General features: G+C 63.4%; 15 protein-coding genes. 7 read left to right on the forward strand and 8 right to left on the reverse strand.

Features of this window, described 5'->3' with window-relative positions:
• The first annotated feature begins 72 nt into the window (after positions 1-72).
• From ispD to ppdK, 3 genes are all read left to right on the forward strand, one after another.
• Positions 73-762: a 2-C-methyl-D-erythritol 4-phosphate cytidylyltransferase gene (ispD, locus tag BO74_RS03935; RefSeq protein ID WP_496440193.1), complete on the forward strand. Its 690-nt coding sequence runs from the start codon at positions 73-75 to the stop codon at positions 760-762.
• Entirely contained in the window at positions 759-1,238 is a 480-nt protein-coding gene (gene ispF, locus BO74_RS03940; RefSeq protein ID WP_496440195.1) for a 2-C-methyl-D-erythritol 2,4-cyclodiphosphate synthase, read from the forward strand. Before ispD ends, ispF begins: the two co-directional genes overlap by 4 nt.
• Positions 1,239-1,454: 216 nt before the next feature.
• Positions 1,455-4,181, forward strand: coding sequence for a pyruvate, phosphate dikinase (gene ppdK, locus BO74_RS03945; RefSeq protein ID WP_496440197.1), 2,727 nt, complete (start codon positions 1,455-1,457; stop codon positions 4,179-4,181).
• Positions 4,182-4,290: 109 nt separating this feature from the next.
• On the opposite strand, the gene BO74_RS03950 is transcribed toward ppdK, so the two are convergent.
• The 6 genes from BO74_RS03950 to BO74_RS03975 all read right to left on the reverse strand — a co-directional run bounded on the left by BO74_RS03950 (position 4,291) and on the right by BO74_RS03975 (position 11,586).
• The gene (locus BO74_RS03950; protein WP_496440199.1) at positions 4,291-5,928 is read right to left on the reverse strand and encodes a methyl-accepting chemotaxis protein; all 1,638 of its coding nucleotides are present in this window, start codon (positions 5,926-5,928) and stop codon (positions 4,291-4,293) included.
• A gap of 246 nt (positions 5,929-6,174) precedes the next feature.
• On the reverse strand, positions 6,175-7,143 hold the full coding sequence (locus BO74_RS03955; protein ID WP_496440200.1) for a hypothetical protein: 969 nt from the start codon (positions 7,141-7,143) through the stop codon (positions 6,175-6,177).
• Between the two features lie 283 nt (positions 7,144-7,426).
• A complete protein-coding gene (locus BO74_RS03960; RefSeq protein ID WP_496440201.1) occupies positions 7,427-8,395 on the reverse strand; it encodes a Bug family tripartite tricarboxylate transporter substrate binding protein in 969 nt (322 codons plus the stop codon).
• A gap of 78 nt (positions 8,396-8,473) precedes the next feature.
• A complete protein-coding gene (locus BO74_RS03965) occupies positions 8,474-9,991 on the reverse strand; it encodes a tripartite tricarboxylate transporter permease (protein WP_496440203.1) in 1,518 nt (505 codons plus the stop codon).
• A gap of 10 nt (positions 9,992-10,001) precedes the next feature.
• Positions 10,002-10,472 (reverse strand): tripartite tricarboxylate transporter TctB family protein, encoded by a 471-nt coding sequence (locus BO74_RS03970; protein WP_496440204.1) that lies wholly within the window; start codon positions 10,470-10,472, stop codon positions 10,002-10,004.
• A gap of 73 nt (positions 10,473-10,545) precedes the next feature.
• The gene (locus BO74_RS03975; protein WP_496440205.1) at positions 10,546-11,586 is read right to left on the reverse strand and encodes a 4-hydroxythreonine-4-phosphate dehydrogenase PdxA; all 1,041 of its coding nucleotides are present in this window, start codon (positions 11,584-11,586) and stop codon (positions 10,546-10,548) included.
• 245 nt (positions 11,587-11,831) lie between these two features.
• Between BO74_RS03975 and BO74_RS03980 the strand changes: the two genes are divergently transcribed.
• Positions 11,832-12,551 carry a GntR family transcriptional regulator gene (locus tag BO74_RS03980; RefSeq protein ID WP_496440206.1) on the forward strand — a complete coding sequence of 240 codons (720 nt, stop codon included), beginning with the start codon at positions 11,832-11,834 and terminating at the stop codon, positions 12,549-12,551.
• A gap of 48 nt (positions 12,552-12,599) precedes the next feature.
• On the opposite strand, the gene BO74_RS03985 is transcribed toward BO74_RS03980, so the two are convergent.
• Both BO74_RS03985 and BO74_RS03990 read right to left on the reverse strand, forming a co-directional pair.
• Positions 12,600-13,514, reverse strand: coding sequence for a DMT family transporter (locus BO74_RS03985; RefSeq protein WP_496440208.1), 915 nt, complete (start codon positions 13,512-13,514; stop codon positions 12,600-12,602).
• Positions 13,515-13,642: 128 nt separating this feature from the next.
• Positions 13,643-14,470 carry an SIR2 family protein gene (locus BO74_RS03990; protein ID WP_496440210.1) on the reverse strand — a complete coding sequence of 276 codons (828 nt, stop codon included), beginning with the start codon at positions 14,468-14,470 and terminating at the stop codon, positions 13,643-13,645.
• Between the two features lie 233 nt (positions 14,471-14,703).
• On the opposite strand from BO74_RS03990, the gene BO74_RS03995 reads away from it, so the two are divergent.
• From BO74_RS03995 to BO74_RS04005, 3 genes are all read left to right on the forward strand, one after another.
• Positions 14,704-16,146 (forward strand): efflux transporter outer membrane subunit, encoded by a 1,443-nt coding sequence (locus tag BO74_RS03995; protein ID WP_496440212.1) that lies wholly within the window; start codon positions 14,704-14,706, stop codon positions 16,144-16,146.
• 177 nt (positions 16,147-16,323) lie between these two features.
• On the forward strand, positions 16,324-17,397 hold the full coding sequence (locus tag BO74_RS04000; RefSeq protein ID WP_496440213.1) for an efflux RND transporter periplasmic adaptor subunit: 1,074 nt from the start codon (positions 16,324-16,326) through the stop codon (positions 17,395-17,397).
• A gap of 7 nt (positions 17,398-17,404) precedes the next feature.
• The gene (locus BO74_RS04005) at positions 17,405-20,485 is read left to right on the forward strand and encodes an efflux RND transporter permease subunit (RefSeq protein ID WP_496440215.1); all 3,081 of its coding nucleotides are present in this window, start codon (positions 17,405-17,407) and stop codon (positions 20,483-20,485) included.
• The last annotated feature ends 245 nt before the right edge of the window (positions 20,486-20,730 follow it).

Consider the following 20,730-nt stretch of genomic DNA (forward strand, 5'->3'; position numbering starts at 1 on the left):
TGAAAGGGGGAGGGGAGTCGCAAGGCGGAGCGTGGCACGGGCGCGATCGTTACTTTCGGCTAGAATTGCGCGATGTCACGTCATTTCGCCCTTGTTCCCGCGGCTGGCAGCGGTGCCCGCTTCGGTGCCGAAATTCCCAAGCAATACCTCGAGCTCGCCGGTCGGCCGATGATTCATCACGCGCTTGCCGCGCTGTGCCGGTTCGAAAGCATCGAACGGGTCTGGGTCGTGCTCTCGCCGGGGGATGAGTGGTGGGGGACGTACGACTGGTCGACGCTCGGTCCGAAGCTGGAAGTACTCTACTGCGGCGGTGCGACGCGTGCGGAAAGCGTGGCCAACGGACTGCATGCCGTTGCCGGCGTCGTCGCCGACGATGACTGGATGCTGGTGCACGACGCGGCGCGTCCCTGCGTTTCCCGGGCGATGCTCGCGGCGCTGTGCGACGAACTGCGCGATGATCCGGTCGGCGGCCTGCTGGCGGTGCCGGTGGCCGATACGCTGAAGCGCGCCGATGCGGAACAACGCGTCGCGGCTACCGAATCGCGCGATGGCTTGTGGCAGGCGCAGACGCCGCAAATGTTTCGCTATAGGCTGCTTTGCCGGGCGCTGGACGGAATGCACGGCGTGACCGACGAGGCGAGCGCGCTGGAAGCGGCGGGCTACAAACCGCGGCTGGTCAAGGCCGACGCGACAAATTTCAAGGTGACCTATCCGGCCGATCTGCGCCTGGCCGAACTGGTGTTGTCGACGAGGGACGCATGATTCGAATCGGACTGGGAAACGACATCCACGCGCTGGTTCCCGGGCGCAAACTGATCATCGGCGGGGTGGAGATTCCGCACGAACGCGGCCTGCTCGGGCATTCCGACGCCGACGTGCTGCTGCACGCGCTGGTCGATGCTCTGCTCGGTGCGGCGGCAATGGGTGACATCGGCCGCCTGTTTCCGGATACCGACGAGCGTTTCCGCGATGTCGACAGCCGTGCGCTGCTGCGCGAGGTGCGCGACCGGTTGTCAGCGGCCGGCTGGCGGGTCGTCAACGTCGATACGATAATCAATGCGCAACGGCCGAAGATGGCGCCGCACATCCCGCTGATGGTGACGCGGATCGCCGAGGATCTGGGCATCGCGCCGGACTGCGTCAATATCAAGGCGAAGACCGCCGAGCGTCTCGGGTTCGTCGGGCGGGAAGAAGGAATTTCGGCCGATGCCGTCGCGCTGATCGAACGAAGCGAGTAACGATCCTGCTGGATAAATTGGTCAGGCCATTTATCCAATTGTGCGTAAAATCAGTTAGATAGCGCGCAAAGCTGCCGCGGTGCGACACGGAGTTCTGCTACAATCGCGCGCTCAGAAGAAATAACAATTGTTGGCGAAGGCGGGCGAGGCAGCAGCATAAAACAAATCGCCCGTACGAGCCGTTTTTTGTTTGTTTGTCCGTTGATTGGGGTAGAAATGTCGAATAAGTCCGTATACGTATTCGGTCCGTCCCGGACCGATGGCGCCGCCGATATGAAGAACACCTTGGGCGGCAAGGGGGCCAACCTCGCCGAGATGTGCCGCCTGGGGATTTCCGTACCGCCGGGCCTGACGATCAGCGCCGAAACATGCACGGTGTACTCCGAGCAGGGCCGCGACGTCGTGCGCAAGCAGATCGAGGCGGAAGTACTGGAGGGCGTTGCCTTCATCGAGAAGGAAATGGGCAAGAAATTCGGCGACGCCGCCGATCCGCTGCTGGTCTCGGTGCGTTCCGGTTCGCGCGCCTCGATGCCGGGCATGATGGATACCATCCTCAACCTCGGCCTCAACGACGAAGCCGTCAAGGGCCTGGCCAACAAGTCGGGCAACGAGCGTTTCGCTTGGGACTCGTATCGCCGCTTCATCCAGATGTACGGCGACGTGGTCATGGGCCTCAAGCCTGAATCGAAGGAAGATCACGATCCGTTCGAAGAAATCATCGACGAGATCAAGGAAAAGAAGGGCGTCGAACTCGACACGCAACTCGGCGTTGAAGAACTCCAGCAGATGGTCGCTGAATTCAAGGCGCTGATCCGCACCCGCCTCGGTCGCGAGTTCCCGAACGATCCGTGGGAGCAGTTGTGGGGCGCCATCATGGCCGTGTTCGAAAGCTGGAACAACGACCGCGCCAAGCTCTACCGCAAGATGAACGACATCCCGGACTCCTGGGGTACCGCCGTGAACGTCCAGTCGATGGTGTTCGGCAACCTCGGCGACAAGAGCGGCACCGGCGTGGCTTTCACGCGTGACGCCGCCTCGGGCGAGGATGTCTTCAACGGCGAATTCCTGGTCAACGCGCAGGGCGAGGACGTCGTGGCCGGCATCCGCACGCCGCAACAGATCACGCTGGAAGGCTCCCGCCGCTGGGCCGTGCTGGCCCAGGTCAGCGAGGAGGACCGCCGCACCAAGTTCCCGTCGATGGAAGAGCTGATGCCGGAGATCTACCAGCAGCTGCTCAAGACCGAAACGGCGCTGGAAAACCACTACAAGGACATGCAGGACATCGAGTTCACCATCCAGGAAGGCAAGCTCTGGATGCTGCAGACCCGTTCCGCCAAGCGGACCGGCGCGGCGATGGTGCGCGTGGCGATGGACATGCTCGACCAGGGGATGATCGACGAGAAGACCGCGGTGATGCGTGTTTCCCCGGATCGTCTCAATGAACTGCTGCACCCGGTGTTCGACCGCGCCGCGATCAAGAGCGCAAAGTCGATCGCCAACGGCCTGCCGGCCTCGCCTGGCGCTTCGACCGGCCAGATCGTGTTCTTCGCCGACGAAGCGGAGCAGTGGGTGCAGAACGGCCTCGACGTCATCCTGGTCCGCCAGGAAACCTCGCCGGAAGACCTGCGCGGCATGGCTGCCGCCAAGGGTATCCTGACCGCGCGTGGTGGCATGACCTCGCACGCGGCCGTCGTTGCCCGCGGCATGGGCAAGTGCTGCGTCTCCGGCGCCGGCGCCATCCGCGTCGATCCGAAGGCCCGTACGATGACCGTCGACGGCAACGTTTACAAGGAAGGCGACTGGATTTCGCTCGATGGATCGACCGGCCAGGTTTACGAAGGCAAGGTTCCGACCATGGAAGCCGACCTCTCCGGCGATTTCGGCAAGCTGATGGATATTTCCGAGCGTTACAAGAGCCTGGCCGTTCGCGCCAACGCCGATACGCCGGAAGACGCGCTGGTTGCCCGCAACTTCGGCGCCGTCGGCATCGGCCTGTGCCGTACCGAGCACATGTTCTTCGAAGGCGATCGCATCAAGGCCGTGCGCGAAATGATCCTGGCCCGGGACGAAGAGGGCCGTCGTCGCGCGCTGTTCAAGCTGCTGCCGATGCAGCGCAGCGACTTCGAGGGCATCTTCAAGGCGATGGACGGCCTGCCCGTCACCATCCGTCTGCTCGACCCGCCGCTGCACGAGTTCCTCCCGCACGACGACGTCAATCAGCGCGAGATGGCCATCGAAATGGGCCTGACCTACGAAGGCATCAAGCACCGCGTCGATGACCTGCACGAAGCTAACCCGATGATGGGCCACCGTGGCTGCCGCCTCGGCATCACCTATCCGGAAATCACCGAGATGCAGGCCCGTGCGATTCTCGAAGCGGCGCTCAACGTCAAGGCCCAGGGCATCAATCCGAAGGTCGAGATCATGATTCCGCTGGTCGGCACCGTGCGCGAGTTCAACTCGCAGGCCAAGGTGATCCGCGATACGGCCGAAGCCGTGTTCGCCGAGCGTAACGCGACCGTCGAGTTCATGGTCGGCACCATGATCGAGACGCCGCGCGGCGCGCTGGTCGCCGACAGCATCGGCAAGCAGGCCGAGTTCTTCTCGTTCGGTACCAACGACCTGACGCAGATGACGCTTGGTTTCTCGCGTGACGACGTGGGCAAATTCCTGCCGCACTACCTGAAGGCCGGCATGTACGAAACCGACCCGTTCCAGTCGATCGACCAGAAGGGTGTCGGCCAGCTGGTCCAGATGGGCGTCGACAAGGGCCGTTCGGTGCGTCCGAACATCAAGCTCGGCGTTTGCGGCGAACACGGTGGCGATCCGGCTTCGGTCGAGTTCTTCCACCGCGCCGGCCTCGACTACGTCAGCTGCTCGCCGTTCCGCGTGCCGATCGCCCGTCTGGCGGCTGCCCAGGCGGCGATCACCAACGCGAATTGAGCATGCTATAGCCTTATGGCCTGATCTCAGGCGATAAAACAAAGCCCCGCCGGTTCGATGACCGGCGGGGCTTTATTACGTCCGGCGTTGCGTGAAGTCGGGGCCGGACTCAGGTCGCGTTTTCGTCCTGCGTCTTGAAGCCGGCGAGCGCGTCGGAGAGAAGGTGTGATACCGCTTCCAGCTGAGAAGCGATCGTCGCCGCAATTTCCATCTGGCTGGCGGTGGCTTCCGCCGTCGTGGCCAGCGACTCCATGCTCTGCGCGATGTCGTGCGAGGCCGCCGACTGTTCGCTCACCATCGTGGACACGTCGTCGGCTTCGCGGGTGACGTTGGCGGCCAGCGCCTCGATCTCACCCAGTCCGTCCTGGACCTTGTTCATGCGCACAACGCATTCGTTCAGCGACGTTTCGCTTCCGGTCATCGCTTCCGAAACACGGTCCGACTGCTGGCCGAGGCGTACCGTCGTTTCGCGGATGGAGTTGGCGGTTTTGCTCGAACGCGTCGCCAGCTTGCGCACCTCGTCGGCGACGACAGCGAAACCGCGTCCCTGTTCGCCGGCGCGAGCGGCTTCGATGGCGGCATTGAGGGCCAGCAGGTTGGTCTGCTCGGCGATCTCCGAGACCATGTTGACGAGTTGATCGATCTGGCTGACGTCGGCAATGAACGATTTCGTTGTGCTACTGACGGTTTCGATCGAGTCGGTCGTCCGCTGCAGCGATTCGGTGAGACCTTGCAAGTCGGCCGCGCCGTCGGCGGTGCGTTGCTGAACGTCGTGCGCGGAGGTTTTCGAGCGAGCGGCGTGGCTGGCGACTTCGTTGATCGAGACCGAGATTTCCTCGACGGCGGCGGCGACCTTCCCGGTGACGTCCTGCTGGGTCTGGATCTGGCCGTTGGTCTTGAGGACGACCGAGCCGAGTTCGTGGGCCGACGCGCTCATCTGGTCAGCCTCCTTCTTGAAGTCGACGAACATGTTGTGCAGCATTCCCAAGAAGGTATTGAATGCCCGCGCGACACGGGCCAGTTCGTCGCCGCTGGAGGCATCGAGGCGAACCGTGAGATCGCCTTTCCCCGCGGCCAGCCCTTCGGCCATTCCGGCAAAGGTGTCGAGCCGGCTGGAAACTACCTTGCGGATGGCCAGCGTTAATGCCGCTGCCAGCAGGACGACACCAACGACACCCGCGGCAATCACCACCAGCACCATGGAGTTGGCGAGGGACAGCATTTCATCCGCCGAGGTGTAATCGATCCCGACGAAGATCGCGCCGCCGCGTCCGCCGTCGAAGACGACGGGCAGGTAGGTCGCCATGTGCGGCCGGTTGAACAGGTCGATCGGGCCGGAGTAGTCCTTGCCGGCCTTGAGTGCCTTGGCCGCGGCCGAATCCGGCGCCAGGGTGGTGCCGATCGCCCGGCTGCCGTCTTCCTTTTTCAGCGTGGTGGTGGCGCGGACGAATTCGCCGTTGCGATAGACGAACAGCGTGGCGACGATCTTGCCCCCGCTGGTCAGGGGGTCGAGCAGGTCGGGTCTGGCGAGATTCTCGTCGCTCCAACGGTCGACATCGCCGAAGTTGCCCTTGAGCATCGATGCCAGCGACTTCGTTTCGGCCTGCAGGGCCTTGTCGGCCATTTGCGGAATCATGTAGCCCTTGATGAAGGCAACGATGGCGGTGATTACGACGATCGCGGCGAGACACGACCAGGTCAGCAGCTTCGTGGAAATCGAGTGCTGCGAATTGAGCTTGGGTTTCATGCGGTGTTCAGTTCCGAAAAAAAGAAGCCCCTGCCGCGAGTTACGTGCGGTTCAGAGGTGGGATAGTTCAGATTGTTTTGCGATGCGGGGGGCCGGACGCTGTCTGCCAGAGCTCGGGTCCGCGGTGCGCTCGACGGTTTGCGCGCGTCGGGCGACAAGGGTACGTGAATTATAAGCGACGGGCGTGAGGTCAGCCCGATCGGGGGCGCGAGTGGAGACTCAGCGCCGGACGCGCCGTCGTGCCGATTACGCTGGCAGCGGTACCGGCGTTGTTGGGGCGCTGCCGGTTTCGAGATAGACGCGGCAACGATCGAGGTATTCGCTCGTGCTCTTGGGCATCGGCGTACGGGCGCGGGTGATGAAGAAGATCAGGTCGCGCCCGGCGCGAATCAGCTTCAGTCCATCCGAGATACTGTGTCCGTCGGAAATGTCGTAGATTACCTCGGCACCGTCATCGGGTGCGAAATTGGCGAGACGTTCGCCGGCGGTGACGAGTTGCGGCCAGACGTCGAAAATGTCCGGGTCGGTACGCAGCGTCTCCGTCTTGATGCGCGCTGCGCGGGCGAAGTCGCGGATTAGCGGCCCCATCCCGGCAAAGGCCGGAATGCGGGTGAAAACGTCCACCATGCCTTCGGCAATCCGGTCGATGTCGCGCTTGGTCTGACCGATCTTGATGTAGCGGCTTTCGTAGAATTCCTCGATTGGCGTGGTGAAAGCACGGAACGGTTCCCCCCACAACTCATCGATGCCTTCCTCGCCGCTGCGGTGCAGGACATAGCGTCCGAGTTCCATGGCCTCCAGCAGGCAGCGGCCGCACTCGCGCATCAGCGCGTCGCTGCTCTTTATCTCGACACCGCATTCCTGCAGATCGACGAGGTTTCTGAAGATGTCAGCGGCCCGGTTGAATAGCGCACCGGCGAGCATGCCGGCCTTGACTCGCTTGATCGCCGGATCGGCCTCTTCCTCGTAGGTCTTGCGCGCTTCCGCCAGCCGGGTGCCGGGAATGTTCAGACCGTGTTCGGTATGGTTGAAGAGGCGCCGGGTCAGCGCGTCGATCAGGCGTCGCTTGGCTTCCAGCGAATTGGCCGGGGTCGGGTAGGTGCGGATCCAGTAGCCGTCGTAAAACACGCGCTCACGACCGTCCAGGACGCGCCGGGTGCCTTCCGGCGGGCAATCCTCCGGGAGCAGGTTTTTTTCCGAGAGATCCTGATTCATGGTCGTAGTTGATTTGGCTTGTTCGTTGGCCGGTCGGCATGGCGTCGCCGAAAACCGACGGATTGTACGGCCATTGGATCGATATGACGAAACTTCAGCAGCCGTTAGGTTGGTCGCCGGTGCTTGCGGTGTTGTATCCGCAAGACAGTCGGGGGCGATGAGGAGTGGGGGCGTGGTTCTTCAGTACCTGAAGAAAAATGGCCCGGCTTGTTCCCGCCGAGCGGGTCAAAACCGGGCCATTCCCATGCAACCAGGAAGGGCTATGTAGCCCAGAGCGGTTGCGTTACTTGCCGATGCTCTTCAGGTAGTCCTGCTCGAACTTCGTCATGAAGGCTTTCGCCGCTTGCTGATCCAGGAACGAAGGAATCAGCTTGAACTTGCCGATGTAGTCCTTCTGCCATGCCTCGGATTCGGCAACTGCCTTGAGGGTCTTGCTCCAGAAAGCAGCTGCTTCCGGGCTCATGGTCTTCGGACCGACAACGCCGCGCCAGACAGGGAATTCGACGTCCTTGTAGCTGCCGACTTCGGAAAGACGCGGTGCGTCTCTCAGGTTCCCGGTGAAGCGCGTCGACGACAGGGCGAGGACGGGGGTGAGTTTTCCGGCGACGACATACTGATCCGCGGCGGCCGGCTTCGACATCACGAGGTCAACGTGGCCACCAAGGATGGAGGTGATGGCGGCAGAGGTCGAGTCGTTGACGATGAAGGCCAGTTGGTCTTCCGTGAACTTGAGTTCCTTGATCAGCTTCTCGTAGGTCGCGACGTCGTCACCCTTGGATCCGGCGACAACCACCTTGGCGCCGCCCTTCACCGCCTTGATGACCTCGTCAAACGTTTTGTATTTTGCGGATTCGCCGATGAACAGCAACTGCTTGTCCTCGGCCATGATGGCGAGGGGCGTGAAGTTGGCCAGACGGTTCGACGTGTTCTTGACCATCGGCATGAGGTCGCCGCTGTTGAAAGTCAGCAGGGTATGGTCTGCCCGGGTTCCGGCAGTCGTCCGGCTCACGTTCAGCCGCCCGACTTCGCCGCCGCCGTCCGTCTTGTTGGTCACAAGGAAGGTCTTGCCGTTGGCCAGGTTCGCCTTGGTCATGGCGTCGGAAATGAACCGGGTGTAGATGTCGCTGCCGCCGCCGGGGCTGGAAGTGACCACCCATTCGATATCTTTCTTGGGCGTGAATTCTGCAGCGCTTGCCGACAACGGTGCGCCAATCAGGGATGCTATTGCTGCAATTGCCAGGATCTTCTTCATCTCAACCTCCCGTGGGTAAAAAACTCAAGAAAACAACGAACAAAACGACATCAATGACTTGTCTGGATAAATCCCGCTTCATTTGCCTGTTTCCATTTCCGAGCGGGTGAAGCGGCTGAGAACCGCGCGGCCCGCCGGGAAAAGCAGAATGACGATGAATATGGTCATGAAGCCGAGGGAAATGGGGCTGTCGAAAAAGATGTCCAGACTGCCGCGCGAAATGATGAAACTCTTGCGCATGTTCGATTCGAGCATCGGTGCCAGAACGAAGGCCAGCAGGACGGGCGCGGCGGGGTAGCGGAACTTGTGCATCACGTAGCCCAGAACGCCGGAGATGAGCATGACCAGCACGCCGTACATCGAGTTGCTCGTGCTGTACGACCCCACGACACAGATGACCGTGATGCAGGGGATGATAAGCCGCGTCGGAACGGACAAAATCTTGATCAGCAGCGGAATGACGCCCCAGGCACACATCAGTGCCACAAGATTGGCGAGGAACAGCGAAGCGATCAGGCCCCAGGCAAAGTCCGGCTCGTTGGTGAACAGCAGTGGTCCGGGGTTCAAACCCCAGAGCATCAGACCGCCAAGGAGAACGGCGCCGGTGCCGGAGCCCGGAATGCCCAGAGCCAGCAACGGGGCGAAGGAACCCGCTGCGGCGCCGTTGTTTGCGGCTTCGCACGAGGCGATACCCTCGACGGCACCGCTGCCCAACGGCTCTTCACTCTTGAAGGACTTCTGCACCGCGTACCCCATGAACGAAGCGGCTGTGGCACCAGCGCCTGGCAAAACCCCCATGAAGGTGCCGAGAACGCCGGAACGCAAGGCGGGGGGAAGCAGCCGCTTCAGCTCATGCCTGGTCAGCAGCGAACCGCGGATGGTGAGTTTCTCGGTAACCTCTTTCGCTTTGATGAGGCGCTCGTCCATCAGGATCATGACCTGGGAGAAGCCGACCATGCCGATCACGAAGGGTGTGAAGGGAATGCCGCCGAGCAGATACTCGTTGCCGAAATCGTAGCGCGGGCTGCCCGTCAGCGTATCCATGCCCATGCAGGCGAGGAGGATGCCGAACAGTGTCAGCAACAGCCCCTTGCTCGGGTTCTCGCCGACCAGCCAGCCGATCGAGGTCATCGCTACCAGAAGCAGGGCGGTCATTTCCGAGGGGCCGAACTTGAGGCCGATATTCGCGAGCGCTGGACCGGTGAAGGTGAGAATGATCATGCCGATGAAGCCGCCGACGAACGACGAAAAATTGGAGACCAGCAGGGCTTGGCCGGGACGCTTGCGGACAGTGGCCATCGGGTAGCCGTCCAGCGCGGTCATCACCGCCGGGCTGTCGCCGGGGATGTTGAGCAGGATCGCGCTGAAGGCGCCGCCGAACATGTTGGCGTAGTACAGCGAGCCGAGCATGATGACGGCTGTGGTCGGGTTGAAGCTGTAGGTCAGTGGTAGCAGCAGGGCGACGCCGGCCAGCGAGCCGATGCCCGGCATGGCGCCGACGATCAGCCCCAGAATGGCGCCGAGAAAGGTGACAAAGACGTTTTGCCAGGTCAGCAGGACCGAAAAGCCCTGCAGAAGCATGTTGATGTTTTCCATTCGACCCTCGTTATTCGGTGATGGCTTCGTAGATGAGCCCTTGCGGGAACGGGACGCCGAGCCAGATGACGAAACAGCCGATCACGATGGCCATGATGACCGTCGTCGTGATCAGGGTTGTCTTCCAGTCGTATTTCTCGAAGAGGCGCAGCCACAGCACGACGTAGAGCGCGAGGCTCGGCACCATGCCCAGCAGGAGGGTCGATCCGAGGATCAGGACGACACCGAAGGCGGGAAGCCAGTTGATGGGAGGCAATGCGGGCCGTTTTTCGGAAAAGGACTGAAAGAAGGTGGCGACGCTCACGAGCAGCAGCGCTGCCGCGATAACGACCGGAAAGAAGCCGGACATCGGCCCCTTGGCGTCGTGCCAAAACCCGTAGTGCGACAGTCCGAGCCAGAGAAAGACGCCGGCCATCACGGCCGTGGCCAGCGGAATCATCTGATTCAGACCGAAATGTTTTGTTGTTGCTTCATGTGCCATGCTTACCCTCCAGTTTCAGCATATCGGCAGACGAGGGAATCCATTTTGAATTCCTGTCTATGCAATAAGAGTATTACGCGCTCTGTTTTTTGCTCAGATTCCTTGCGGCCATGCGGGCAGCGAGCAGAATCGCCGCTTTGCTGGCACCCGGGTTGGCGATGCCCTTGCCCGCGATGTCGTAGGCGGTGCCGTGCGCCGGCGTGCAGATAGGGAAGGGGAAGCCGCCCATCATGGTCACGCCGCGGTCGAATCCCATCAGCTTCATGGCGACCTGGCCCTGGTCGTGATACATGCTCAGCACGCCATCGAACTGCCCGTTGCGTGCGCGCAGGTAAACGGTATCGGCCGGGTACGGTCCCTCGGCATTGATTCCCCGTTGCACCGCCAGGCGGACGGCGGGTTCGATGATCTCGATTTCCTCGCTGCCAAAGTTTCCGCCATCGCCGGCGTGCGGATTGAGGCCTGCCACAGCGATGCGCGGCGAAGCGAATCCTGCCTCGCGCATGCAGTGGTCGGCTAGTTCCAACTCGGCGACGATGCCCTCGATGGACAGCGAACCAGCAACAGCCGAAAGCGGAATGTGTGACGTGACACGGCAGTTCCAGAGATTGTCCAGAACGTTGAATTCGCGCGCGGCGTCCTTGAAGTCGGTGATGTCTGCAGCGTAGCGGATTTCGTCATCGTAGTTCGGGTAGACGTAGCGCATGGCCTTCTTGTTGAACGGCGTGAAACAAACCGCATCGGCACGGCCTTGGTGAGCCATCACCAGGGCGCGACGGAAATTTTCCAGTGCGAAGGCGCCGCCTTCCGGAGTGGCTTCAGCGCGCTTGACGTCACGCGGATCAAGGTGGGCAAGATCGACGAAAACCGGCCGCTCGCCGAATTCGTAGGCTGAATCAGCCGAAACGAAATCGACATCGGGCATGAGTCCGGCGATTCGGGCGCCTTCTTCCAGGACGCGCCGGTCGCCAAAGACCACGAAGTTAGCCGCGGCACGGATTTCTTCGTCGTTGAGCAGGATGGCGGTCAGCTCCGGGCTGATCCCGGCCGGGTCGCCCATGGCCAAAGCGATGGTGGGACGAATTTCCGCCTGAGTTGAAATTTTGTCTGTCACGTTTTTCCCCTTGAAAAATTTTCGGGGATGATGCAACAGAGAAATCAAGCATGTCAAGTTACAAATGCAACACACAAAATCCTGAATTCAGAATGTAGTGCTTTTAAAAAGCTCGCCGAGCGCCTATACTCCGCAAACTGAACGACAGTGTTTGCCACCCCAGATTGCCGGTAATTCGGCCGTCTTCAGTTCGCTCCGGAGATCGTCTCCGTGGGGCAAGCCGCCTTCAGGGGGGCGTTCTTGTCATGAATGAATATGTGAAAGCACAAAACGACATGTCCTCAATGTCATCGATCTCCTCACCTTCTTTACACTCCGAAGTCATTCCCATCGCACGCCCGACGCTGCACGCCATCGTTGTCTCCCGGATACGGGATATGGTCATCGAGGGAGCGTTGCCGGCTGGGGCGCGGATTCACGAGGGGCAACTCGGCGAGCAACTGGGGGTTTCCCGGACGCCGCTGCGCGAGGCATTGAAGGTGTTGGCTTCGGAGGGGTTGGTCGAGTTGATCCCAAGTCGCGGGGCGGTGGTTACCACCTTGACCCCCAAAGCGGCGCAGGACATGCTCGACGTGCTCAAGGAGTTGGAGGGGTTGGCCGCTCCGCTGATCTGCGAGCATGCTTCTGACGAGGAGATTGAAGAGATCTGTCGTCTGCACGAAGAAATGCTGGCCTTTTATGAAACTCGGTCACGTCTCGAGTACTTCAAGCTGAATCAGCAGATCCACTCGCGGCTTATTTCCCTGGCGGGGAATGAATCGCTTTCACTTGTCTACGAAATTCTCCAGACCCGAATGAAACGGATTCGCTTCATCGGCGACCGGAAAGACGATTCCTGGCGCGCCGCCGTCGAGGACCACGAGCAGATAATCAAGGCGCTGAAGTCCCGCGACGGCGCGGATCTTGCACAAACCATGGTCGAACACGTGGCAAGCTCGTGGGACCGGATCAAGTGCGCGCTTTAGGATTTTCGCTGTTTGGGCCTGCAAATTTGACGGGGCGCGATTCGGCCCTTAGCCACGCACCGCCTGGCGCAAGGCCAGAAGCTGCCGCCGTTGCCGCAATCCCAGTGCCTCGTTGAGAACCAGGGCGCCGATGACCAGCAGGCCGCCGGTCAGCGTGGCGGCAGCTGGCTGCTCGCCGGCGCCGAGCCAGGCCCAGGCGACGCCGAACACCACTTCGAGGAGGCCGAGCAGGGCGATCTCGGGTGCCGGCAGAGCTTTCGCCAGGCGGATGACCAGGAAGCAGGGCAAGGTCAATTGAACGACGCCGAGGAGTGCCAGGAGGCTGATGTCGTGCGCGGAGGCCGTGAGTGGCCAAGCCAGCGGCAGCGTGATACCGGCCGAGAGCAGGGCGCCGATCAGCACCGCAGGCAGCATGTCAGGCGTCGTGTCGGCGTCGAGCGGGCTGGTCGCCGTCGCCTGCAGCAGCGTCCAGTTGACCGACGCAGCGAGCGGTGCTGCAAAAGCCACCAGCGTTCCGGTCAGCGAAGCGCCGGTCAGTGCGTCCTGGCCGAACATCCAGGCTATTCCGGCGCCACCGAGGGCGATGGCCACCCAAGTGCGCCGCGGCAGGCTGTGGCCAAGAAAGAGACGGGTGAACAGGGCGGTGACCAATGGCCCGACGGCCAGTGTGACGAGGACGTTGGCGACGCTGGTGAGCGTCAGGCCGATCATGAAGGCGGTATACATCGTTCCCCAGCAGCAGCCAGAGGCCCACATCGGCCAGCGCGCGGTAGCGAGACTGCGCCAGAAGGCCACTCCACGCATGATGCTCAGCGTGGTGCCGAGGGTCAGCGCGACGAAAAGGCTGCGCCAGAACGTGACTTCGAAACTGCGCGTGGCGTCGAGATGCCGGGTGACGACGCCAGCGATGCTCCACAGCAGGGTGGCAAGGATCATCAGCGCGACGGCGCGGCGGTGGGTCATCGGGAAACCTGCTGTTCGGGATCGGTCGGGCGCCGAGCAGTGGTGCGTTTGGCGCAGGCTTGAGAGTATCTGCGAGGCAGGCGCGAACGGTCAATCGGTTTCCTCTTCCGGTTTTCATTTTCGTCTTGTCAGTCGAACAGTGCCGCCGGACTGGTGGCGATCGGCGTGATGCCGTGGCGTTCCAGAAAGCGCATTTCATTTTCCGAAGGATCTTCGATCAACGCCCAACCCGCCGGTTCGGCGGCGCCATAGATCAGGTCGGAGAGCAGCATCCGCTCGGTATCGCGGTTCAGGCGCAGGCCGAGGAACAGGTAGCGCTTGTTCTGGCGCAGCGTCTTGACGAACGAGGGGACGCCGAAGCCGCCCATCAGTTCGGTGAGATAGTCGACGTAGTCGGCGTCGGACGCGATGTAGCTCGGTTTCGGCCGGGGACAGCCCATCGGCTTGAAGAGGATCGGTTGGTCAGTATCGACGTTTTCAGGTTCGATCGGCGCGTAGGTGGCGCCGTCGCTGGAATAGAGCTTGAAGCGGTAGTCGGCGCCGCCGATGCGCGCGCAACCGAGGATCAGCGTGTGCGGCAGGCCGGTGTAGCTGTCGAGCAGTTGGGTGTCGCGGTTGATGTCGATCACGTACGGCGGACGAATTTCCTTGAGCCAGTCATGCACCGCTGAGCGTGTCCAGTTCGTTTCGCCGTAGGTCGTGTTCAGAAAGCGCGTCACAGCCTGACGGCCGCGCTTCAGCTCGATATTCATCGCCGCGCGCGAGAATTCGTACATCAGCTTGGGCGCCATCGGCCGGCCGCCGTTCAGTGCCAGGATCAGTTGTTCGCTGGTGGCCGGCATCGGCGCGCCGGTGGCGACATTGACTACGTCCGACAGGACGCCAGGGCCGAGGCAGGGAACAATGCTGCCGTCACGCAGACCGGCGAGAAGGGGGGGGCGAAGCTGGGCATCCATGCGGGTTCCTCGTGTTGTGGGCGATTCATTCATGCAAGAAACGCTCCGTGGCCGGAAAGTCCGGTTTTGCGGCGGTTTTGTCGTGTTTGCGACAAGCGCCGGGTGGAAAATGCTGCTTTCATCCGGGGGTGCCAATGGAAGCGAAGTCATTCGCGGTACACTGCGCGATCGGTCGGGTAACGCGTGCCGGCCATGATTGCGAATTCCCGGCGTGAAAACCCATGCAGACAACCGTGAAACAGACATCCCGTCGTAATTTCTCCGAGCGTGGCATCACCCACCGTGTGATGGGCGTTGGTGCCGCGGTTGGTGCGAGCCTCTTGCTCGGCGCTTGCACGCTCGGTCCCGACTATGTCCGCCCCGTGGCGGGTGAGCCGGCCGCCTGGGTCGCGCCGCTGCCGCATGGCGGAAAGGCCTCCGCACTGGTCGATTGGTGGAAACAGTTCGACGATCCGCTGGTTGCCGAACTGATCGACCGCGCCGGGCAGGACAGTCCGACGCTCGACCAGGCGCTGGCACGCATCCGCCAGAGTCGTGCAGCGGTCACTTCGGCGCGCAGCGCGCTGTTCCCGGACGTCGGCCTCGGCGTCAGCCGCACGCGTAGCGGCGATCATCCGGTCGCCTACGAACAGACGGTGACGCGCGGCGCCTTCGACGCGGCCTGGGAGATCGACCTGTTCGGCGGCAACCGGCGCGGTGCCGAGGCTGCGCAGGCGCGGCTGGAAGGCGCCGGTGCCGCATGGCACGACGCGCGCGTGTCGCTGGCCGCGGAGGTGGCGCTCGACTATGTTGGGCTGCGCGCCTGCGAAGCGAGGCTGGCGGACAGCGAGGCCGATCTGGCGTCGCGGCGCGCCACGGCTCGTCTGACGGGAGAAAAGGCGCGTGCCGGGTTCGCCGCGCCCGCCGATGCCTCCTTGGCGCGGGCGAGCGTAGCCGACGCGGCAGCACGGGTGCTAGCGCAGCGTGTGGAATGCGACATCGCGGTCAAATCGCTGGTGGCGCTGACCGGGCAGGCGGAAACCGAGTTGCGCGAACGGCTCGAACCCCGGCGCGGACGTTTGCCCCGCCCCGCCGAACTGGCTGTCGAGGCCTTGCCGGTACGCGTGTTGAGTGCCCGGCCCGACATCGCGGTGGCCGAGCGCAACCTGGCCGCAGCCAGCGCCGGGATCGGCGTAGCCGAAGCGGCGCGCTGGCCGCGTCTGAGCCTGAGCGGATTCATCGGGCGCCAGAGCCAGACCGTCGACGGGGTGCAGGCCAGTGGTCGTGTCTGGTCGTTCGGTCCCGCCCTGGATCTGCCGCTTTTCGATGCCGGCCGCCGGGCCGCCAATGTTGACGCGGCGCGTGCCGCCTACGACGAGGCGCTGGCCGTGTACAAGGGCGCCGTGCGCCGGGCCGTGCGCGAGGTCGAGCAGTCGCTGGTGCGTCTCGGTTCAGCGGCGGAACGCGAGGCGGAGGCGCGCGAGGCGGCGCGCCGTTACGACGAAACCTTCACCGCAGCGGAAACTCGCTGGCGGGCAGGCATCGGCTCGCAGCTGGAGCTGGAAGAGATCCGCCGGCTGGCCGTCGCTGCGCGCAGCCAGCATGTCGCGGTGCAGTACGACGGCGTGGCCGCGTGGATCAGCCTCTATCGGGCCATCGGTGGCGACTGGTCGCCCGAGGCTTTTTTCAATGAATAACGACTGACAACGGCCATGAAATTCACTTTGGAAATGCTGAAGAATTTGTCACCCCGGCGAAGGCCGGGGCCCCGTTCGTTGAACTTTCTGGATACTGGCCTTCGCCGGAATGACGAATCTGCAATAAATCAGCGATTCCCTCTGTCTTCACGTCGCATCGTTGGTGTATCGGTATTTGTGTTGTTGTGCACAGCGCTGATCGGCCTCGTTGCGCGCTCGTCGGCGCAGGAGAAGGAAAGCTCGGCGGTCAGCAGTGCCAAGGCCGCGCTGACCGTCACGACCGTTCTGCCGGAACAAACCGAGTGGACGCAGCACCTCTCCGCCAGCGGCAGCATTGCGGCTTGGCAGGAGGCGATCGTCGGCAGCGAGATCGGTGGCCTGCGGCTGATCGACGTGGCGGTGAACGTCGGCGACCGGGTGCGCAAGGGGCAGGAACTCGCCCGCCTGCAGAGCGACACCGTCAGCGCCGAGCGCGAGCAGACGCGCGCCAGCCTGGTCGAGGCGGAAGCGGCCGCCGCCGAAGCCCGGGCCAACGCCGACCGCGCGCGGCAGATCGAGGCGAGCGGGGCGCTCTCGGCGCAGCAGATCGCGCAGTACCTGACCGCCGAACTGACGGCCCGGGCGCGCGTCGACGTCCTCAAGGCGCGGCTAAAGTCCGATGATCTGCGCCTGGCGCAGACGCGCATCCTCGCCCCCGACGACGGCACCATCACCGCGCGTTTGGCGACGCTCGGCGCGGTGGTGCAGCAAGGGCAGGAACTGTTCCGCCTGATCCGCCGCGACCGGCTTGAATGGCGGGCCGAACTGCCGGCGGCCGACCTCGACCGGATCAAGCCCGGCCAGTCGGTCAGACTGACGACCGCGAGCAGGCGCACGGTTTCCGGGCGGGTGCGCATCGTCGCACCGACGCTCGATCCGCAGACCCGCAACGGTATCGTTTATGTCGACTTGGACAATGCCGGAGGGGCGGCGTCGGCCGGCATGTTCGCCAGCGGCGAGATCGAGCTCGGCAAGAGCCGGGTGCTGACGCTGCCGCAGAGCGCGGTGCTGCTGCGCGATGGCTTCAGCTACGTGTTCCGACTCGGCAGCGACAACCGGGTCACCCAGATCAAGGTGGACGTCGGCCAGCGTTCCGGCGACCGCGTGGCGATCATCCGCGGTGTGGAGCCCGGCACTGCCGTCGTGGCCTCCGGCGTCGGCTTCCTCTCGGATGGCGATCTGGTGCGCGTGGTGACCGCGCAAGGAAAGTGACGCCGCGATGATTAACGTCTCCTCCTGGTCGATCCGCAATCCGATTCCGGCGATCCTGCTCTTCCTGCTGCTGACGCTGTCCGGGCTCATGGGCTTCCGCGCCATGAAGATCCAGAACATGCCGGACATCGACCTGCCGATGGTCATCGTCACCGCCTCGCTGCCCGGCGCAGCGCCGGCGCAACTCGAAACCGAAGTCGCGCGCAAGATCGAGAACTCGGTCGCCGCGCTGCAGGGCGTCAAGCACATCTACACGATGATCCAGGACGGCGTGGTGAACATCACCGTCGAGTTCCGGCTGGAGAAGCCGACGCAGGAAGGGCTCGACGACGTGCGCGACGCGGTGCAGCGCATCCGCTCGGACCTGCCCGGCGACCTAAAAGACCCGGTGATCACCAAGTCGAACATCGCCGGGACGCCGGTGCTGACCTATACGGTGGCGTCGGCGCGTATGGACGAGGAGGCGTTGTCGTGGTTTGTTGACCACGACGTGGCCAAGGCGATGCTCAGCGTGCGCGGGGTCGGTGCGGTATCGCGCGTGGGCGGGGTGACGCGGCAGGTGCGCGTCGACATCGATCCCGATCGGTTGCTCGGGCTGGGCGCGACGGCGTCGGACATCTCCCGCCAGTTGCGCCAGATTCAGCAGGAAGCCTCCGGAGGGCGTACCGATGTCGGTACCGCGGAACAGTCGGTACGCCTGATCGCCACGGTGCAGACCGCGGCCGAACTCGCGCGCATGGAGATTCCGCTCTCCGACGGGCGGCGCATCCGCCTCGACCAGGTGGCGACGGTAGAGGATTCCATCGCCGAGCGGCGCTCGGCCGCGTTCCTCAACGGCCAGCCTGTGGTCGGCTTCGAGATCGTGCGCAGCAAGGGCGCCGGCGAAGTCGACGTGATGGAGGGCGTGCGCGCCGAACTCGCCCGACTCCAGACGAAGCACCCTGACATCAAGGTCGACGAGGCTTTCAACTTCGTCAATCCGGTCGTCGACAACTACGAGGGCTCGATGTCGCTGATGTACGAGGGCGCGGCGCTGGCGGTTCTGGTGGTCTGGCTGTTCCTGCGCGACTGGCGCTCGACGCTGGTTTCGGCAACCGCCTTGCCGCTGTCGATCATTCCCACCTTCGGCGCGATGACTTTGTTCGGCTTCACCATCAATGGGGTGACGCTCCTGTCGCTATCACTGGTTGTCGGGATTCTCGTCGATGATGCAATCGTCGAGATCGAGAACATCATCCGTCACCTGCGCATGGGCAAGACGCCGTACCAGGCGGCGATGGAAGCGGCCGACGAGATAGGCCTGGCGGTGATCGCCACCACCTTCACGCTGATCGCCGTGTTCCTGCCGACCGCCTTCATGACCGGCATCGTCGGCAAGTTCTTCGTGCAGTTCGGCTGGACGGCGGCGATCGCGGTGTTCTTCTCGCTGGTCGTTGCCCGCATGCTGACGCCGATGATGGCGGCCTACACGCTCAAGCCCAACACGCGCGGACACGCCGAGGCGCGCTGGGAGCGCATGTACATGCGCCTGGCGCAGTGGTGCCTGAAGCACCGCGTGCGCACCACGATCATCACCGTCGTGTTCTTCGTCGGCACGCTGATCGGCTTGACGCCGTTGCTGCCGACCGGCTTCATCCCGCCGGACGACCTGCCGCAGACGCAGGTGGCGCTGACCCTGCCGCCGGGCAGCACCTTCGATCAGACGCTGGCCCTCGTCAAGCAGGCCGAGGCGCTGGTCGGCAAGAATCCGCATGTGAAGACGATCTACACGACGATCGGCGGCGGCGCGTCGGGCAGCGATCCGTTCGCTCCGCAGGGCGCAGCCGAGGTGCGCAAGGGCACCTTGACGATCAACCTGACGCCGTGTGGCGAACGCCGCGGCATCACCAAGCAGACGATCGAGGCCGCGTTCCGGCGCGATCTCGAAGCCATTCCCGGCGCACGCATCAAGGTCGGCCTCGGCGGCAGTTCCGAGAAGTACCAACTAGCCTTGTCCGGCGACGACGGCCGTGCGCTCACCGCGCACGCGCAGAAAGTCGAGCGCGAACTGCGCACGCTCCCCGGCATCGGCAACGTCACGTCGAGTTCCAGCCTGGTGCGGCCGGAGCTGGAAATCCGTCCCGACTTCGCGCGCGCCGCCGACCTCGGCGTAACCTCGGAGGCGATCGCCGACACGCTGCGCGTGGCGACGGCGGGCGATTACGATCAGTCGCTTGCCAAGCTCAACCTGTCGCAGCGGCAGGTGCCGATCGTCGTCAAGCTGCGCGACGAGGCGCGCCAGGATCTCGACCTCGTCTCGCGCCTGACCGTTCCCGGCCGCCACGGCCCGGTGCAACTCGCCAACGTCGCCGACATCCGCCTCGTCGGCGGGCCGGCGCAGATCGACCGCTACGACCGCTCGCGCAACGTCGTCATCGAGGTCGAACTCAACGGCGTGCCGCTCGGCGAAGTCGAACGCCTGGCGGCCGAACTGCCGAGCCTGCAGCAATTGCCGCCGGGCGTTGCCAAGGCGGCGTTCGGCGATGCCGAGGCGATGGGCGAACTGTTCGAAGGCTTCAGCCTGGCCATGGCCACCGGGGTGCTGTGCATCTACATCGTGCTGGTGCTGCTGTTCAAGGACTTCGTTCAGCCGGTGACGATCCTCGTGGCGCTCGTGCTCTCGGTCCCGGGCGCCATCCTCGCGCTGTTCATCACGCGCACGGCGCTGTCGATGCCGGCGATGATCGGCATGATCATGCTGATGGGCGTGGCGACGAAGAACTCGATCCTCCTCGTCGAGTACGCCATCATGGCGCGGCGGGAATTCGGCATGAGCCGCCTGGAGGCGTTGCTCGACGCCTGCCACAAACGCGCCCGGCCGATCGTGATGACCACCGTGGCGATGGGTGCGGGCATGCTGCCGATTGCCATCGGCTTCGGCACCGATCCGAGCTTCCGCGCGCCAATGGCCATCGTCGTCATCGGCGGCCTGATTACCTCGACCTTCCTCAGTCTGCTGGTGATCCCGGTGGTGTTTACCTACGTTGATGATGCGCGGGCCTGGGTGTTGCGACGGGTGCGGCGCGGGCGGGTGGCGGAGGGGAGCTGAATCTCGCCTCAATTGACCGCCTCGTTGCAGCGGACCTGATGGTCTGTTCTTGTCATGTCTGAGCGGCAGTGTCGGGCACTTGACCGGTTTGTGGTCACGGGACACGATTCGGTAGCAGTCGGCCAAGAGCTGCCGGTCAGTGAATCGGATTAAAAGCCATTCGAGCGACTTCTTTAGATCGGATACCTGCCTGATGAGGAAGAAAGACCCGTTGAGGTAGGCTGAAAAAAGTGGAGTCCAACGTT

It is taken from the genome of Propionivibrio pelophilus DSM 12018, from assembly GCF_059569095.1.

Coding starts and splice junctions, on each gene's coding strand:
- ispD (WP_496440193.1), top strand. CDS start 73: ATGTCACGTCATTTCGCCCTTGTTCCCGCGGCTGGCAGCGGTGCCCGC.
- ispF (WP_496440195.1), top strand. CDS start 759: ATGATTCGAATCGGACTGGGAAACGACATCCACGCGCTGGTTCCCGGG.
- ppdK (WP_496440197.1), top strand. CDS start 1,455: ATGTCGAATAAGTCCGTATACGTATTCGGTCCGTCCCGGACCGATGGC.
- BO74_RS03950 (WP_496440199.1), bottom strand. CDS start 5,928: ATGAAACCCAAGCTCAATTCGCAGCACTCGATTTCCACGAAGCTGCTG.
- BO74_RS03955 (WP_496440200.1), bottom strand. CDS start 7,143: ATGAATCAGGATCTCTCGGAAAAAAACCTGCTCCCGGAGGATTGCCCG.
- BO74_RS03960 (WP_496440201.1), bottom strand. CDS start 8,395: ATGAAGAAGATCCTGGCAATTGCAGCAATAGCATCCCTGATTGGCGCA.
- BO74_RS03965 (WP_496440203.1), bottom strand. CDS start 9,991: ATGGAAAACATCAACATGCTTCTGCAGGGCTTTTCGGTCCTGCTGACC.
- BO74_RS03970 (WP_496440204.1), bottom strand. CDS start 10,472: ATGGCACATGAAGCAACAACAAAACATTTCGGTCTGAATCAGATGATT.
- BO74_RS03980 (WP_496440206.1), top strand. CDS start 11,832: ATGAATGAATATGTGAAAGCACAAAACGACATGTCCTCAATGTCATCG.
- BO74_RS03985 (WP_496440208.1), bottom strand. CDS start 13,514: ATGACCCACCGCCGCGCCGTCGCGCTGATGATCCTTGCCACCCTGCTG.
- BO74_RS03990 (WP_496440210.1), bottom strand. CDS start 14,470: ATGGATGCCCAGCTTCGCCCCCCCCTTCTCGCCGGTCTGCGTGACGGC.
- BO74_RS04005 (WP_496440215.1), top strand. CDS start 17,405: ATGATTAACGTCTCCTCCTGGTCGATCCGCAATCCGATTCCGGCGATC.